The organism is Azospirillum sp. P4_B5 (genome assembly GCF_056402275.1).
Genome location: NZ_JBFUHT010000010.1, coordinates 187,473 through 203,926, shown reverse-complemented (window position 1 = coordinate 203,926; position 16,454 = coordinate 187,473). Strand labels below are relative to the sequence as shown.

General features: G+C 66.9%; 12 protein-coding genes and 1 pseudogene. 6 read left to right on the top strand and 7 right to left on the bottom strand.

What is annotated here, in order from left to right; all coding sequences use genetic code 11:
- Nucleotides 1-21 precede the first annotated feature (21 nt).
- From AC1DVI_RS10950 to AC1DVI_RS10930, 5 genes are all read left to right on the top strand, one after another.
- On the top strand, nucleotides 22-768 hold the full coding sequence (locus tag AC1DVI_RS10950; protein WP_476957986.1) for an ABC transporter ATP-binding protein: 747 nt from the start codon (nucleotides 22-24) through the stop codon (nucleotides 766-768).
- Nucleotides 765-1,997, top strand: coding sequence for an ABC transporter permease (locus AC1DVI_RS10945; RefSeq protein ID WP_149166346.1), 1,233 nt, complete (start codon nucleotides 765-767; stop codon nucleotides 1,995-1,997). The genes AC1DVI_RS10950 and AC1DVI_RS10945 overlap by 4 nt, the downstream gene beginning before the upstream one ends.
- 44 nt (nucleotides 1,998-2,041) lie before the next feature.
- Nucleotides 2,042-4,660 carry a magnesium-translocating P-type ATPase gene (mgtA, locus tag AC1DVI_RS10940; RefSeq protein ID WP_476957985.1) on the top strand — a complete coding sequence of 873 codons (2,619 nt, stop codon included), beginning with the start codon at nucleotides 2,042-2,044 and terminating at the stop codon, nucleotides 4,658-4,660.
- Nucleotides 4,650-5,126, top strand: a complete 477-nt coding sequence (locus tag AC1DVI_RS10935; RefSeq protein WP_476957984.1) for a hypothetical protein — start codon at nucleotides 4,650-4,652, stop codon at nucleotides 5,124-5,126. Before mgtA ends, AC1DVI_RS10935 begins: the two co-directional genes overlap by 11 nt.
- A 254-nt stretch (nucleotides 5,127-5,380) precedes the next feature.
- Complete coding sequence (locus AC1DVI_RS10930; protein ID WP_476957983.1) at nucleotides 5,381-6,277, top strand: universal stress protein; 897 nt, start codon at nucleotides 5,381-5,383, stop codon at nucleotides 6,275-6,277.
- Between the two features lie 184 nt (nucleotides 6,278-6,461).
- On the opposite strand, the gene AC1DVI_RS10925 is transcribed toward AC1DVI_RS10930, so the two are convergent.
- On the bottom strand, nucleotides 6,462-6,770 hold the full coding sequence (locus tag AC1DVI_RS10925; protein WP_476957982.1) for a hypothetical protein: 309 nt from the start codon (nucleotides 6,768-6,770) through the stop codon (nucleotides 6,462-6,464).
- An 84-nt stretch (nucleotides 6,771-6,854) separates the two neighbouring features.
- On the opposite strand from AC1DVI_RS10925, the pseudogene AC1DVI_RS10920 reads away from it, so the two are divergent.
- Nucleotides 6,855-7,171, top strand: a pseudogene (locus AC1DVI_RS10920) (hypothetical protein); the annotation flags it as partial.
- A gap of 41 nt (nucleotides 7,172-7,212) precedes the next feature.
- Here the strand turns inward: AC1DVI_RS10920 and AC1DVI_RS10915 are convergent.
- Genes AC1DVI_RS10915 through AC1DVI_RS10890 form a run of 6 tightly spaced genes read right to left on the bottom strand, consistent with a single transcriptional unit; the run spans nucleotide 7,213 to nucleotide 16,325 of the window.
- Nucleotides 7,213-7,758, bottom strand: coding sequence for a hypothetical protein (locus AC1DVI_RS10915; protein ID WP_476957981.1), 546 nt, complete (start codon nucleotides 7,756-7,758; stop codon nucleotides 7,213-7,215).
- A gap of 39 nt (nucleotides 7,759-7,797) precedes the next feature.
- On the bottom strand, nucleotides 7,798-10,869 hold the full coding sequence (locus tag AC1DVI_RS10910) for an efflux RND transporter permease subunit (RefSeq protein ID WP_476957980.1): 3,072 nt from the start codon (nucleotides 10,867-10,869) through the stop codon (nucleotides 7,798-7,800).
- On the bottom strand, nucleotides 10,866-11,966 hold the full coding sequence (locus tag AC1DVI_RS10905) for an efflux RND transporter periplasmic adaptor subunit (protein ID WP_476957979.1): 1,101 nt from the start codon (nucleotides 11,964-11,966) through the stop codon (nucleotides 10,866-10,868). The genes AC1DVI_RS10910 and AC1DVI_RS10905 overlap by 4 nt, the downstream gene beginning before the upstream one ends.
- A 49-nt stretch (nucleotides 11,967-12,015) precedes the next feature.
- The gene (locus tag AC1DVI_RS10900) at nucleotides 12,016-13,491 is read right to left on the bottom strand and encodes a GntP family permease (protein WP_476957978.1); all 1,476 of its coding nucleotides are present in this window, start codon (nucleotides 13,489-13,491) and stop codon (nucleotides 12,016-12,018) included.
- Nucleotides 13,492-13,515: 24 nt separating this feature from the next.
- On the bottom strand, nucleotides 13,516-14,799 hold the full coding sequence (locus AC1DVI_RS10895) for a patatin-like phospholipase family protein (protein ID WP_476957977.1): 1,284 nt from the start codon (nucleotides 14,797-14,799) through the stop codon (nucleotides 13,516-13,518).
- Nucleotides 14,800-14,822: 23 nt separating this feature from the next.
- Entirely contained in the window at nucleotides 14,823-16,325 is a 1,503-nt protein-coding gene (locus AC1DVI_RS10890) for an alpha/beta hydrolase (protein ID WP_476957976.1), read from the bottom strand.
- Nucleotides 16,326-16,454: the final 129 nt, after the last annotated feature.

Here is a 16,454-nt window from a genome sequence, read left to right as displayed (position 1 = left end):
CAGACATCGGGGGGCCCAGCCATGGGAGACTGGCTGATCGAGACCGAGCATCTGTGCAAGGATTACCGGCTGGGCAACGTATCGTTGCGTGCGCTCGACGACGTGTCGGTTCGCATCGCCCCTGGCGAGTTCGTCGCCGTCATGGGACCATCCGGATCGGGCAAGTCCACCTTCATGAATCTGCTCGGCTGCCTCGACAGCCCCAGCGGCGGCCTCTACCGCCTCGACGGCCGTGACGTCTCGCATCTTGCACCCGATGAGCTGGCGGTCGTGCGCAATCGCTTGATCGGCTTCGTATTCCAGGGATTCAATTTGTTGCCGCGCACGCCGTCGGTCGAGAATGTCGAACTGCCGCTCGTGTACGCGGGCGTTTCAGCACCCGAGCGGCGCCGTCGTGCCTTGGTCCGGCTGGCCGAGGTCGGTCTCGCCGAGCGGGCGTGGCATCATCCCTCGCAACTGTCGGGCGGCCAGCAGCAGCGTGTCGCCATTGCGCGCGCGCTGGTCAACGACCCGCTGCTGATCCTCGCCGACGAGCCCACCGGCGCGCTCGACTCGCGCACCAGCGTCGAGGTCATGGCGCTGTTCCAGACCTTCAACGCGCGCGGCATCACGGTTATCCTGGTGACGCACGAACCGGACATCGCCGCCTTCGCCCGGCGCACGCTGCGCTTTCGCGACGGCCGGCTGATGGACGATCGGCCGGTGGCGGCGCCCCGCGTGGCCTCCGAGGTGCTGGCGGGCCGGCGCCCGGAGGAGTCTGCGGCATGAACCTCCTGTCGTCCATCCGCATCGCGCTCGCCGCCCTGCGCCTCAACCTGATGCGCAGCGTGCTGACGATGCTCGGCATCATCATCGGGGTGGGGTCGGTGATCACCATGATCGCGGTCGGCGCCGGGGCGGAAGCCCGCATCGCCGAACAGATCAACAGCCTCGGCTCCAACCTGATCGTGGTGGTGTCCGGCGCCATCACCTCGGGCGGCGTGCGGCTCGGCTTCGGCACCGAGATGACGCTGAGCGAGGATGACGCACAGGCTCTGGAACGGGACATTCCCGAAATCCTGGTGGCCGCACCGGGAGTCCGCGGCAGCGCGCAGGTCATCTACGGCAACCTGAACTGGTCGACCGTGATCGTCGGCTCCACCCCCGACTTTCTGACGGCGCGGGATTGGGGCGTCGTCCAGGGCCGGCCCTTCGAGCAGGCCGATCTGGACCGGGCCGCCAAGGTGGCGCTGCTCGGCCAGACGGTGGCCACCACGCTGTTCGGCAACGCCGACCCCGTCGGTCAGATGATCCGCATCAAGAAGGTGCCCTTCACGGTGGTCGGCGTGCTGGACCGCAAGGGCCAGAGCATGCAGGGGCAGGACCAGGACGACACCATCGTCATGCCGCTGAGCACCGCGCGGAACCGAGTTCTGGGAGCCAGCGAGGTGAACCGGCGGGCGGTGGGCGCCATCCTCATCAAGATGCGCGACGGCGTCGACATGCACGCCGCCGAGGTGCAGATCCATGGCCTGCTGAGGCAACGCCACCATCTTCAGCCGGCGCAGGACGACGATTTCTGGCTCCGCAACCTGTCGGAGGTCGCCCAGGCGCAGGAGACCTCGTCGCGCGTGCTGACCCTGCTGCTGGCGGCGGTGGCCTCGGTGTCGCTGGTGGTGGGCGGGATCGGCATCATGAACATCATGCTGGTCAGCGTCACGGAACGCACGCGGGAGATCGGCTTGCGCCTCGCCGTCGGGGCGCGAAGCCGCGATATCCTGAGCCAGTTCCTGATCGAGGCGCTGACCTTGTCCCTGACCGGCGGGCTGACCGGAATCGCCGTCGGCGCGGCGGCCTCCTTCACCATCGGCCATTGGGCGCACTGGCAGACGGAACTCAGCGTGTCGGCCATTCTCCTGGCCGTTGGCTTCGCGGCGGCGGTCGGTGTCTTCTTCGGCTTCTACCCGGCCCGCAAGGCCTCCCGCCTCCAGCCGATCGAAGCCCTTCGCTACGAGTGAACAGGCCAAGGCAGCGGGACGCAGCGTGCAAGGAGACGGGCGACATGGAAAGCGATCCCGACAGCGTCGCCTTGGCCAGCCAGCCGCTGGACTCCCTCCTCGCCGGGATCGGAAGCACGGCGGGTGGGTTGAGCGGCGCCGAAGCGGACGCGCGGTTGACCCGCTGCGGGTCCAACGACCTTTCGGCGGTGCGGCGGAGGCCGTTGTGGCTCCAGTTCCTCGACCGCCTGCGCAACCCTCTGCTGATCATCCTGCTTCTGGCCAGCGGATTCTCGGCCATGGCCGGCGACTTCTACAGCTTCGCCATCGTCATGGGCATCGTGTTCGTCAGCGTCGTTCTCGACTTCGTTCAGGAAGTCCGTGCCGGCAACGCCATCGAGGACCTGCGCCGCTCGGTTGCGCTGCGGGCCAGGGTCCTCCGCGATGGCCAGGAACGTGCGTTGCCGGTCGAGCGGCTGGTGCCGGGCGACGTCGTGCAGTTGGCCGCGGGCGACCTCGTGCCGGCGGATGCCCGACTGATGGAAGCGCGCGACCTCTTCGTAAACCAGGCGCTGTTGACGGGCGAGCCTTATCCGACCGAGAAACACGTGGCCGAACTGCCGCACGTCGTCGATCCCGGCGAGGCGACCAACACGCTGTTCATGGGCACCTCGGTCATCAGCGGCACAGGACGTGCGGTGATCCTGCGGACCGGGCGCGCCACCCTGCTCGGCGCGATGGCGCACAGCCTGAGGGCGCCGCCGCCGCCCACCGATTTCGAGATCGGCGTGCGCCATTTCGGTCTGCTGATCCTGCGTGTGACCGTGTTCCTGGTGCTGTTCGTGCTGCTGGCGAACGTGCTGTTCCACCGGCCCTGGCTGGAATCGCTGATGTTCGCGGTTGCACTGGCGGTCGGGCTGACACCGGAATTGCTTCCGATGGTCGTGACGGTGACGCTGGCCCGCGGCGCCTTGCGTCTCGCCGAACGCAAGGTGATCGTCAAGCGGCTGACGGCGCTGCACAATCTGGGAGCCATGGATGTCCTGTGCACGGACAAGACCGGTACCCTGACTGAGGCGCGTATCCGTCTGGTCCGGCACATCGACGCCCAAGGAGAAGACAGCGACGAGGTGTTCCGGCTGGCCTGGCTCAACAGCCGCTTCGAAAGCGGCATCCGCAGCCCGCTCGACGACGCCATCCTGGAGCATGGCCAACCGGATGCCGTCGATTGGCACAAGCTCGACGAGGTGCCCTTCGACTTCGAGCGCCGGCGCGTCTCCGTCCTTCTGGAGCGCGGCGGACAGCACCTGCTGATCGTCAAGGGGGCGCCGGAGGACGTCCTGCGCCTGTCCACCCATTACGAGCCGGGGCCGGGGCGGCCGAGCGCCTTCGACGCCGAGGCCAGGGCGCGCGTCCAGCGCCTGTTCGAACAGTTGAGCGACGACGGGTTCCGGGTGCTCGGCATCGCCTCGCGCGTGGTCGGGCCGGACCAGCGGGAAGCGCGGGTCACGGACGAGACCGAGCTGATGTTCGCCGGCTTCGCCGCCTTCCTCGACCCGCCCAAGGCCGACGCGGCGGCGGCCGTGCACGCCCTGTCGAAGGCCGGGGTCGCCGTGAAGATCCTCACCGGCGACAACGACCGCGTGACCCGGCACGTCTGCCGCGATCTGGGCATTCCCGTGACCGGTCTGATCACCGGCGACGAGTTGCGCGCCATGAGCGAGGAGGCGCTCCGCTTGCGGCTCGCCAAGGTGAATGTGTTCTGCCGGCTGTCGCCGCCGCAAAAGCAGCGCGTTCTGCTGGCGCTGAAGCAGCGCGGTCACGCGGTGGGCTTTCTCGGCGACGGCATCAACGACGCGGCGGCGCTGCACGCCGCCGATGTCGGCATCTCGGTGGACGGCGCCGCCGACGTGGCCAAGGACGCGGCGAGCCTGATCCTGCTGGAGCACGACCTGTCGGTGATCCACGGCGGCGTGCTGGAAGGCCGCCGCACGGTCGAGAACGTCACCAAATACATCCTGATGGGGAGCAGTTCGAATTTCGGCAACATGCTGAGCATGGCGGGCGCCGCGCTGGTTCTGCCCTTCCTGCCGATGCTGCCGATCCAGGTGCTGCTGAACAACCTGCTCTACGACGCGTCGGAGATCGGCATCCCCTTCGACCGCGTCGATCCGGAAACCATCACCCGCCCGGTCCGCTGGAACATGGATCTGATCCGCCGCTTCATGCTCATCCTGGGGCCGGTCAGTTCCCTGTTCGATTTCCTGACCTTCTACGCCCTGCTGACCCTCTTCGGTGCCGGGGAGGCGCTTTTCCAGACCGGCTGGTTCGTGGAATCCCTGGCGACCCAGGCGCTGATCATCTTCGTCATCCGGACGCGGCGGTCGCCTCTGGTCAGTCGGCCGCATCCACTTCTGGCGGCCTTGTCGGTGGGGATGGTCCTGCTTGCGGCACTCATCCCGCTGAGCCCGCTCGGCCCGCTGTTCGGCTTCGTAAGCCTGCCATTGGCCTTTTTCATCTTCCTGGCGGGGACCGTCGCTGCCTATCTGATTCTGGCCGAGTGCATCAAGCGCTTGTTTTATCGGCGGTTTGGCCGACAGGTGCGACGAGGGGCGATGGCGGCGGGCCGGTTCCCGCACGGACCGTCCAGCCCGCGATCCGAGCACAGAGCGCATGATGCCTGACGATACGATGATTCACGCGGTGCAGCACGAAGCTGCAGCGCAGGGAGGCCGGCCCGAACCGTTGCCGCCATCGATCGCCAGCTATGTGTGGCGCCACAGCGGGAAACACCAAGTCGGGCTGTCGGTCCTGTCCGCCATGGTCTTCCTTTTGAGCGTGTGGCCCCTTGAAATCCAGAGGCGCATCGTCAACGACGCCATTTCGTCCGGATCGCTTTCGGCGATCATGGGGCTGTCCGTCGTCTCTCTCGGCATCGCCATTCTTGAAGGCGTGCTCAAGTTCATCCTGAACCTCTACCGTGGCTGGGTCAGCGAAACGGCGGTGAGGCACCTGCGCATGACGATTCTCCGCTTGTGCGGCCATGCCTCGCAGTCGGGCGCTTCGCATGAACAAGATGGTGTGGCGATCGCACCGGTCCTGTCGGAGGCGAAACCGCAGTCCGGCAAATCGCCGTCGGTGCCGATTTGACGGGGCGGTCGTTTCAATAGGAGCGTCACCTTTCTTCGGAGAAGGCGTCGCCAAGTCTGCCGAACAACGATGGTTGAAGCGATCATTGGGTCAAGGCACGGTTTGCGAGGCCTGACGCCGAAGGCGGAAAGGAACGCCCTTAATCTGGGATCCCTTAATCTGGGATCCCTTAATCTGGGATAAGGCAGCACAGCGACGGGTAGGCAGGATCTCCGAGTCTTTGTCCTTATTTGCATGAAGCGCTGGGAGGCCCCATGATCAAGAACATCCTCATTCCGGTCGGCGGTCTTCCCACCGATGCGGCGCTTCTGGAAGAGGCCTTCGCGCTGGCACGCCTCTTCGCGGCCCATATCGAGGTCCTGCATATTCGGCGCGATCCGCGCGATGATCTGCCTTTGTACGGCGAAAGTGTTTCCGCCGAAATCCTCCAGGAGGTCGTCGATGAAGCCGAGCGCAAAGCGCAGAAAACCGCGGCAGCGGCCCGGCGGATGTTCGATGAAATGGTGGCCAGAGCCTCCGCAATCGTGACGGAGCGGCCCTCGGAAGGATTGGCCAAGGCAAACGGCGTGTCGGTTTCTTGGCGCGAGGCGACCGGCCCGACCGCCTGGATCCTGCCGGCACGGGCGCGCTTTGCCGATCTGACCGTCCTGGCCAGGCCGGCCGGCGAGCCGGTGGACTTGGAGGTCTCCCAGTGCGTGCTGTTCGAGTCGGGCCGTCCCCTGCTGTTGACCGGCGGTGCCATGGAGCGGCTCGACACCGTCGCCATCGCCTGGAACGGCAGCCTGTCGTCGGTGCGTGCGGTCGCCGGCGCCATGGGCTTCATCTCTCGGGCGCGCACGGTCTCCATCCTGATCGCGGACGAAGGCCCAATGGATGCCCTGGCGGGCGTGCTCCGCGGGCGGCCACGGCCGCAGCCGCAGCTTTTGGCCGACCACCTCGTCTGGCACGGCGTCCAGGCCACCATCCACAAGGTCGGCCGGGAAGGCCAGCCGGTCGGTGCAGCCCTGGTGGAAGCGGCGCACGCTCTGAATGCCGGATTGCTGGTGATGGGTGGCTACGGGCATAGCCGGATGCGGGAGATCATACTGGGCGGTGCCACGCGCCACGTTCTGACGCATCCCACTGGCTGCGCCGTGTTGCTGGCGCATTGACCGGCCAAGCTGGGGTGGCCCTCCGATCACGCGACATGAAGGCGGGAGCCGCCTCGCTCGATCTCTTCATAAATCCGAACCTGAAGGTCCGACCAACAGCCTCGACCCGTGAGCCACCTTCAATGACGGTGAATCACAGCCTCAGCTCCGGCGCAACTCCGATTCCCGTTTCATGCACGATGCTCTAATCCTGGCGTTCTTTCGTCACGCCGGAAAAACCTCGGAAGGCTTCGGTTACATCTTTCATGACCTGCGGGAAAAACGCGACACGGCCGGCAAGCGGACCTTCGTTGATTGGCGTGGGGCGGGGGAGCGGACGCGGCAAAGGGGTTGGTTTGCCAGGGTTCTTCTCGTCGGTACGGGGAGGCTCATAGAAATGCAGAGCCAGCTGGCCGTCGGGTTCGGCAGCGTAGGGAAGTCCGGGCTCGGTCCGGCGCTCCGCACCGGGAAGGACATACTGATCGCCCTGGGCGGTCCTTTCCGTCAACGGCATCCAAGACCCCCCATTCGCCGGTTAAAGCCTCGTTCAACCTACCAGATTTCAGCCAATCCGCTCTAGGGAATACGGCTGATTATTGAGTGCATGCTGGCGATCGTCGGCGCCACCCCGGCGGACCGGAAGGAACGGATCGACATCCAGGCGCGTGGCCTCGCCATCGGCCTGGACAGCGCTGCTGGGTGCACAAGACCGCCAACGTGCTGAACAGGGTGGCCACGTCCGTGCCGCCGGCGATGAAGCAGGACCTGCGCGAGATCCGGATGGTCCCGGACCGGGAGACGGCGGAAACCTGGCGGCGGCTGCAGGGCGAGAACCGGTTGCCCAAGGTCGTCTACGGCGTCACATTCCGCGACGGCATCGAGGTCATCGAAGCCGTGTCTCAGAACGCCGCCTGACCGCCCCGTCACCCAATCTCCCGCATAGCTCGACGCTGAAGTTATTCGCACACGACGACTTCGGCGGACGAGAGGCGATGCAGCAGGTGCCGGCGGCGGCGTTTGTCCGGCGGCAGCAGCTCGTAAAGAAAGGTCTCGATGGGCCTCCAGACCGAGACCCAACCAAGGATGACGAAGCTCTCCTGCAAAATCCGGGTCATCGGGCGAGCCGGAAAATTGTTGGAGATCTGCCAAGCAAGGAAAAGGCAGACGGATAGAACGACAAAACCGATCAAGGCCGCTTGGCGCCACGTTCGGATGGACTCGCGATTCCTTTTCGCCTCGCCCGCAGCACAGGCGGCGAAATGGCCGGTCAGCGCGGCGGCGACATCGAACGGCGGACACCGCGTCATCTCCTTGGCCGGAAAATGGACCACGATGCGAACCGGCTGATTCACGGGCAGTTCCTTCACCCGCCTCAGGAAATACTCCTCGGCGCCCGGCGTCAGACTGCCTTCGCGGAACGGCGACGGATCGACGCTGTCGAACAACTGCGACAGGTGGCAGAGCCTGATGTCGATGACGTTGTTCTTCGTTTCCACCGGCATCCTCATTTCCCGCGTTCAAGACCGAATGTCCCAAGGCGGTCACACCGCCGATGGACGGGCCGAAGCTGGCTTGCGCACCGTCCCGCGGCGGCTGAACCACGCCACATAGAGCGTCGGAAGGAAGACGAGCGTCAGCAGCGACGCGACAAGGAGGCCGCCCATGATCGCGAAAGCCATCGCACCCCAGAACACCGTGAAGGCAATCGGGATGAGGCCGAGCACGGTGGAGGCGGCGGTCAGCATGATCGGGCGGAACCGGGAGCCGCAGGCTTCGACCACGGCGTCCGGGATGGCTCGTCCGGCGGCCCGCTCCGCCTCGATCTGCTCGATCAGGATCACGGCGTTCTTCGCGATCATGCCGACGAGCGCGAGGACCCCCAATATGGCGACGAAGCCGAGCGGCTGGCCGGACGCCAGCAGCGCCAGAACGACGCCGATCAGGCCGAGCGGCACCACGCTCAGCACGATCGCCAGACGCTGGAAGCTGCGAAGCTGGACCATCAGCACGGTCAGCACCAGGAGCAGCATCAAGGGAATGACCGCGAAGACCGACGCGCGGCTTTTGGCGCTTTCCTCCGCGATTCCGCCGACCTCGATGCGGTATTCCGGTGGCAGGGTGGCCGACAGGTCGGCGATGCGGGGCGCCAGGGCGTCGATGGCGGATTCCGGTGGAACGCCGGGCGCCACGTCCGCCTGCAGCGTCAGGGTCGGCTGACGCCCGCGCCGCCAGACCAGCGGAAGATCCTGGGCGTAGCCGAAGGACGCCAGCTGGTTCAGCGGAACGCTCCGTCCGTTCGGCAAGGACACCGGCAGGCTGCGCAGCGTTTCCACCGACAGGGTCTGCCCGCGGGCATCCCGCGCCAGAACGTCGATCAGATAGATCCCGTCGCGGATCGGCGTGACGGGGCTTCCCGAGACGGCGGCGTTCAGCATGGTGGCGACGGCGGCCGAACTCAGGCCCAGGCGCCGCGCCTCGTCCTGGTCGATCCGCACCCGCAATTTGCGGGCGGTTTCCATCCAGTCGAAGTTGATCCGCCGCGTCTCGGGGAACGTCGCGACGACCTGCGCGAGCTTCATCGCGATCTCGCGCACCTCGCTCGGGTCCGGCCCGACGACGCGGTACTGCAGCGGCCACCCCACGGGCGGCCCGAGTTCCAGCGGGTACACGCGGGCGACGGCGTCCGGGAACTCCTCGGCCAGTAGGGATTCCAGGCGGGATTGCAGCCGTTCGCGCGCCGCGATGTCCGTGGTCACGACCACCGTCTGGCCGATGAAGGGGTTGGCGAGCTGGACGTTCAGCGGCAGGTAGAAGCGGATCGCGCCGCGCCCGGCATAGCTGCTCCAGCGCGCGACCCCCGGCTCCTTGGCCAGCAGCGCGTCGAACCGTTCGACCGCCTCGCGCGTGGCGTGGATCGAGGCGTTCTGCGGCAGGCGGAGATCGACCAGAAGCTCGACCCGGTCCGAGGGTGGAAAGAACTGCCGCGGAACGAGACCCAGCGCCAGGATCGCGGCGACGAACAGGCCGAGCGTCGTCGCGATGGTCACTCCCCGGAACCGGATCGCCGCGCCCAGAACACGGCGGTACAGCCGCAGCACGACGCCGGGCTCTCCGCCCCGCCCCGGCTTGGGCGGCCGCAGCAGCATCATGCCCAGGACGGGTGCGAAGACGGTCGCGACGAGCCACGACGCGATCAGCGCGATGCCCACGACGGCGAAGATGGAGAAGGTGTATTCGCCGGCGGAACTCTGCGCGAAACCGATCGGCACGAAACCGGCGATGGTCACCAGCGTGCCGGACAGCATCGCGATGGCCAGGGCCTTGTAGGGGTACACGGCGGCGACCTCCATCCGGTCGCCGGCGGCGAGCCGCCGGGTCATCGCGTCGATGGTGGTCATGGCGTCGTCCACCAGCAGGGCGAGCGCGATGATCAGCGCGCCCAGCGAGATGCGCTGGAGATCGATGCCGAGCAGATCCATGGCGGCGAAGACGATGGCCAGCGTCAAGGGAATCGTGATCGCGACGATGGCGCCCGCGCGCAGGCCGAGCGCGACGAAGCTGACGATCAGCACGATGACGACGGCCTGCCACAGCGACGTGATGAAGTCGGAGATCGCCTCGTCGACCGTGCGCGCCTGATCGGCCACCAGATGCGCCTCGATCCCCATCGGCAGGCCGGCGCCGATGCGCGCCATCGCCGCCGAGACGTTCCGGCCGAGGGCGAGGATGTCGCCGCCCGGACGCATCGCGATGGCGAGCCCGATCGCCGGCTCGCCGTTCACCCGGAACAGCGGCTGGGGCGGATCGGCCAGATCGCGGCGCACCTCGGCCAGATCGCGCAGGCGCAGCATGCGCCCACCGGCCACGAAATTGACGTCGAGGATGTCCTGCTCCGACGCGAAGGCGCCCGAGACCTGCAGGGACACCGCTTCCTTGCCGGTGCGCAGCACGCCGGCCGGGCGCACCGCGTTCTGCGCCTGCAAGGCGGCGATCAGGGCGCCGGGCTCGACCCCCAGCCCCGCCAGCGTCTCCAGCGAGAAGTCCACGTAGACGCGCTCGTCCTGCTCGCCCAGAAGCTCGATCTTCGAGACGTCCGGGATGAGCAGCAGGCGTGAACGGACGTCTTCGACGGCGTCGCGCAGTTCGCGATGCGTGAACCCGTCGGCGGTGAAGCCGTAGATGATGCCGAAGGTGTCGCCGAAATCGTCGTTGAAGCCGGGGCCAAGGACGCCCTGCGGAAGGGTGTGGCGCATGTCGCCGACCCTCTTGCGCACCTCGTACCAGGTGTCGCTCACCGCGCGGCCCTGGGTGCTGCCGACCAGATCGACGAAGATCACGGTCGTTCCGGGAACCGTGTAGCTGCGCAGCGTGTCGAGGTTCGGCACCTCCTGCAGAGTCCGTTCGATCCGCTCGGTCACCTGCTGGAGCGTTTCGTCCAGGGTGGCGCCCGGCCACTGCGCCTGCACCACCATGGTGCGGATGGTGAAGGCCGGGTCCTCCGCCCGGCCGAGCTTCAGGAACGCGAGGGTTCCAGCCAGGACGACACCGATCATCAGGAAGAGGACCAGGGACCGGTTCCGGATCGCCCAGGCGGAGAGATTGAAGCCGCTCATGGCCTGGCCCCGAGCATGCGGACCTTCTGCCCCGGCCGCAACGCCTGCACCCCCGCGGTGACCACGACCTCGTCGGCTTCGAGGCCGCGCGCGACGATGACCCGGGCGAGGTCGTAGCGCTCGAGGTCGATGTTGCGCAACGCGACGGTGCCCGTCGCCTGATCGACGACCCAGACCGCCGGCTGCCGGTTCGCCTGCGTCAGGGCGGTTGCGGGAATCTCGAAACCGCCCACGCCGCCGGTCCGGATCGACCCGGTGACCGTCGAGCCGAGGCGCATCGCGTCGGGCGGGTCCTGAAGGCCGACCCGGACCGTGAAGGTGCGGGTCACCGGGTCGGCCTGCGGTGCCACTTCGCGCACGCGCCCCATGGTCTGCACCGCGGGGTCGGAGGTCAGGGCCACCGTGACGACCGAGTTGGCCGGGGCGATCCGGAACACCGGTGCCGGAACGTCGAAAACGGCGTCCCGCCCGTCCCGGCGGGCCAGATGCACGATCATGCGACCGGCCGCCACCACCTCGCCGGGTTCGGCGCCGCGGGCGGTGACCGTGCCGGGACCGTCGGCCACCAGCTCCGTGTAGCCCAGATGATCCTGCGCGGTGTCGAACTGCGCCTGCGCCGCATCGACCTGCGCCACCGCCGCTTTCAGCGCCTGCGCCGCGGTGTCGTAGCGGGCGCGGGTCGTCCAGCCCTGGCCCAGGAGGGTTTCCTGCCGCTCGTAGTCGTTGCGTGCCAGCGTCTGCTGTCCCATGGCGGCGCTCAGGTTCGCCTGCGCCGTTCTCAGGGCGTTGCGGGCGGGTTCGGGGTCCAGGCGCGCGATGGGTTGCCCCGCTTCGACCTGATCGCCGACATTCACCAAACGCTCGATCATCCGTCCGTCGATGCGGAACGCGAGGCTGACCTCGTCCTGCGCCTGGATCTGGCCGGACAACGACAGGGTCTCGCCACCCTCGTGCTTGATGACCGTCACCACCCGCACGGGGCGGACCGGGTCCGCGACGGGTTCCTCTCCGGAACCGCATGCCGCGAGCAGGATCGACGGCGCGACGGCGAGCAGAGCCCATCGGCGGCGTGCGCGTTCGGCTCGTTTGTGGTTCACGGATTCCCCCATTTTTTCGGCGTCCGGCGATCCCGATGTGACGTTCGCCCTAGATTCCGAGGCGCTTGAGCAGGCTGGCCAAAACGATCAGGACGACCAGAGCGAGCATCGGTATGGCGGCGGCGACGACGAAGACGTCGCCATAGGAGTCGCGGTGGTTGAGCCGGCAGACGGTGAGCAGCGTGATGACGGCGCCGTTGTGCGGCAACGCGTCGAGCGCACCCGAGGCGACCGCCGTCACCCGATGCATCACGTCGAGCGAAAAGCCGGACGTGTGCGCCATGTCCACGAAGGTCGGGCCGAGCGCGTCGAGGACGATGCTCATGCCGCCGGACGCCGAGCCGGTCATCGCGGACAGAATCGCCACGGACGCCGCGACCGACACCAGGGGGTTGCCGCCGCCGATGGCAAGAACGGCCTGGCTGATCGTCCCGAAGACCGGAAGCGCGGCGATCACCGCGCCGAAGCCGACAAGGCTCGCCGTGCTGAAGATCGGCAGGACCGAAGCGTCGGCGCCCTTGTCCAGGCTCGTGCGCAGATCGCCCAGACGGTTCCAGTTGCCGGCGATCAGAAGAAGGATGGCGAGGAACAGCGCCACGATGACCGCCCATACGCCGCGCACGGCCTCGATGGTCGTGGCGCCGAACCGCGGCTCGGCGAGGAAGGCGGTGTCCATCCGGGGAGCGACGACCTGGACGAACAGGAAGTTGCTGGCGATGACCACGACGATCGGCAGCACGGCCAGCGCGGCCGGGGGCAAGGCGTCCGTGTCGGCGAGACCTTGCGGAGCGGGTTCGGCGGAGAGTTCGGCGATGTCGAACCCTTCGCACTGCGCGTGTTCGCGCGCCGCGCGGTCCAGCACCGGGGTGCCGTCGACATGGTCGCCGTACCCCTCGCCGGATGCCTTCGCGGTGGCGGCGCGCCGGTCCAGCCACAACACTCCCAGCGCGAACATCACGAGCCCGCTGACGATTCCGAGGCCCGGCGCGGCGAAGGCCGTGGTGCCCAGGAAGGGCATCGGGATCGCGTTCTGGATCGCCGGCGTTCCCGGCAGGGCCGACATGGTGAAGGTGAAGGCGCCCAGCGCCAGGGCGCCCGGTATCAGCCGCTTCGGGATGTCGGCGTCGCGGAACAGGGCGGCGGCCACGGGGTAGATCGCGAAGGCGACGACGAAGGCCGACACGCCGCCATAGGTCAGGACGGCGCAGCACAGAACCACCGACACGACCGCGCGGTCCGGTCCCAGCCGGGCGCTGACCAGCCGGGCGAGGGATCGCGCCGACCCGGTGTCGTCCATCAGCTTGCCGAAGATCGCCCCAAGCATGAACAGGGGAAAGAAGGCGATGATGAAGGAGCCGGTGTTGGTCATGAAGATCTGGGTGTAGGCGCCGAGGATCGGCAGGCCCCCGGTCAGCAGGGCGGCGAGCAGCGCGGCCGCCGGCGCGGCGATCAGCAGGGTCACGCCGCGATAGGCCAGGAAGATGAGCAGCGCGAGCGCGACGAGGACGAAGGCGATATCGAGCATGTCGGTGGCTCCGTGGGGGCCTGCTTAGGGGGCTCCGTGCGAAGGCGGTTGGGGCGGCTCGGGGTAGCGCGCGTCGTAGGGATAGCGGGGAAAATCCTTGCCGAGCCTCCGCCAGTCGGCCAGCCACCCTTCGGTGACGGTTCGCCCTTCCTCGCGAAGCGTCGCGAAGTAGTCGGGGCAGCGGTTGAATTTCGAGGTGTGCTTGAGTCCCCAGGCGGTGTCGCGGGTCATCTTGATGGTCCGGACCGCGATGATCTTATGATTGTCCAGCGGTGGACGCCCGTTCCCGTACCGCTCGATCCATTGGTTGATCGTCATGATGGCGTCCAGTTCCTGGTTGAGCGACAGGTTGCCGGCCAGATCGTTCTCCCGGTCCCGGATGTCCTCGAGACCGATGTTCGAGGAGGCGGGGTGGAACTCCTGGGGGTTGATGCGCACGATCCAGATCTCGTCCGGCTTTTCGTCCTTCACCTTCGCGTCGAGAAGGTCGCGCACCGGCGGGTTGCGCGAATACAGGCCATCCCAGTAATACCCGTTGCGGGTGACGGTCCGTCCCGGCACGCAGGTCGGAAACACCATGCCGGGAATGACCTGCGCGGGCAGGACCTCCGGAAGCGTCCCCGACGCCGCCACGCCCGCCAGCGAGATCGCCCGGCGCATGCGCCAGCGGGTGATGTCGTACTGGTTGATCTCCCGGCCGTCCGGCCGCAGACCCTTCTGTTCGAGGGTCTTGTTGGAATCGAACACCTCGAAATTGCCGCTGAGCACCTCGATGGCGCCGGCGAGAATCCGGATGTCGGCTTCGGCCACCCGCGGCCAATCGATCGTGTCGAAATGCGGGCACAGGTCTTTCAGCAGCTCCGGGAATCCAAGATACTGCCAGCGGGCTCCCATCATGTTGAGGCCGGCCAGTCCAAGTTGACCGACGGGGGAATAGGGGTTGGACACCGGCAGCGGCAGTCCCTGTGATTTCCACCCCAGTAGGGTGGCGACCAGATGGTTGTGGGCGGCTTCGGCCGGGGTGATCGCGGCGAAGGTCGTCCACAGGAAGTCCAGGCGCTCGATGGCCTTGCCGATGGTGCCGCACGCCGTGTCGGCGGTGTTCGGGGCGAGGCCGTACCAAACCGCCAGCGCGCACAGCGCGCCCGCCGACGTGCCGCTGATCGCGACGATGTCGAAGGTGTCGCCGTCCCGCGGGGTCTCGTCCCAGCCCTGCTTCGTCGTCAGAATGGTTTTCAGGACGCCCCAGGTGAACGCGGCGTGCGTTCCTCCGCCCTGGCAGGCGATCGCGACCTTCTTGGTGGCCATGTCTTCACCGCCTTCCAGGGTGTCTAGGGGGACCGGTCGTTGGGCAGCAGGTGGCTTGAGGCGTCCCCGGACGTTTCCGGTGCCAGGGTTTCCTCGATCCGCCCCAGCAGGTAGGGGAAGAAGGGGTTGGACGACATGCGGAGCAGGGCGTCCATGCTGACGATCAAGGCTCCGCGCTCTCCACGGGCGGCGACCGCGCCCAGATGGATGCCGAAATCCTCGTTGGGATCGGGGTGCAGGCCGTAAAGGGAGTCGGTCGTCGGAAACGGAAGGGCGACGTGCGAAAGCGAATAGACGTCGGCGGGATAGATCAGCCCCAGTTCATGCACCTGTTCCGTCTCCGTGCCGGCCTCCGTCATGCGCGCGACCACGTCGGGCCGCTCCGCATCGGCGTTGGTGATGATCGTGGTTCTGAACCGACGGGGCGGATCGGGCAGGATGCGCGCCAGCATGGTGTCGGACGCCGAACTCAGGAGCGGGCCGAACTTGGTGTTGCGGTTCACGTCGAACAGAACGAGTTCGCTGCCGTTGGCGGGGAGGTGGGCGTACAAGCCGGACAGGATCGCACGCGTGCTGACGGTGAAATCCATCACGGACTGGAAGGTGAGGATCGGCGGAAGGCCGTCCAATCGGCCATGGCCCGCAAGATTTGCGATTCGGCTCTGAAGAGCCGATGTCAGCAGATGCGACTGCCGTGCGCCGTTGACCGGAAACGAGTTGTACTTGAAGGGGTTGAATTCCGGCACCACGCCGAGCCAGGCGGCCTTCGCGAATGGGGGGAAGATCGCGGGCAAACCGGCCAGCCCGGCGAAGCGCGCGAATGCGGTGATCCCGATCATCGGCGAGATCAGAACGATGCGGTCGGGGCGCTTCAGCCGGGCATCGTCGAGGGCGTCGAGCGCGTACATCATCGCAAGCGCGCCGCCGTTCGAAAACCCGACGACGTGAAGCGGTTGGTCCGGCGCGATTCGCCGCTGCGCTTCCCGTGCCGCCAATCGGGTGGCCGCCAACCAATCCTCCCACTCGATGTCCGTCAGGCCTGCGGGAACCGTGCCGTGGCCGGGCAACCGGATGGCGATGGCGACGAATCCGTACGCCTGATAAAGGCGGGCGATGTGACGAAGGCTGTAAGGGGAGTCGGTCAAACCGTGAAGGAACAGCACCGCTCCTTTGACCGGACCGTCGGGCTCGAGTACATAGGAACGGTTCCAGTCCCGCGAGAACTTTCCAGGGTAGATCGGGCTTCCATCGAAATAACGGTTGACCGGGATGCGCTCCCCTGGGGGCAGTTTCTGGCTGACTTCCGCCCGCACACTGTCGAAGATGGCAGCCTCTGTCTTCATGTATTCGGTCCAGCCGCTGCTCTCCAGATCCTTCCTGTGCAGTTCCTGTGGTACGAAGGTATGCCAAATCTCGAGTGGCAGGCCACGTTGCGAGTCATAGGCGCGCACAAGAAGAAGGACGACGACACTCACGGCGAGCAGCGTGATTATTCTCCTTAAAATTTTTTGTGCCCACAGCTTCATGAAGATATGACTTTCGAGTGTGGAAGGGTTCGCCTGGCTACCGGAAATGTATAGGAATGTTAACGCAATGATCATGCCGCAACGCGATCGGGCATGCTCATGTTATGCAAAGGGCATTTTTGATGAAAG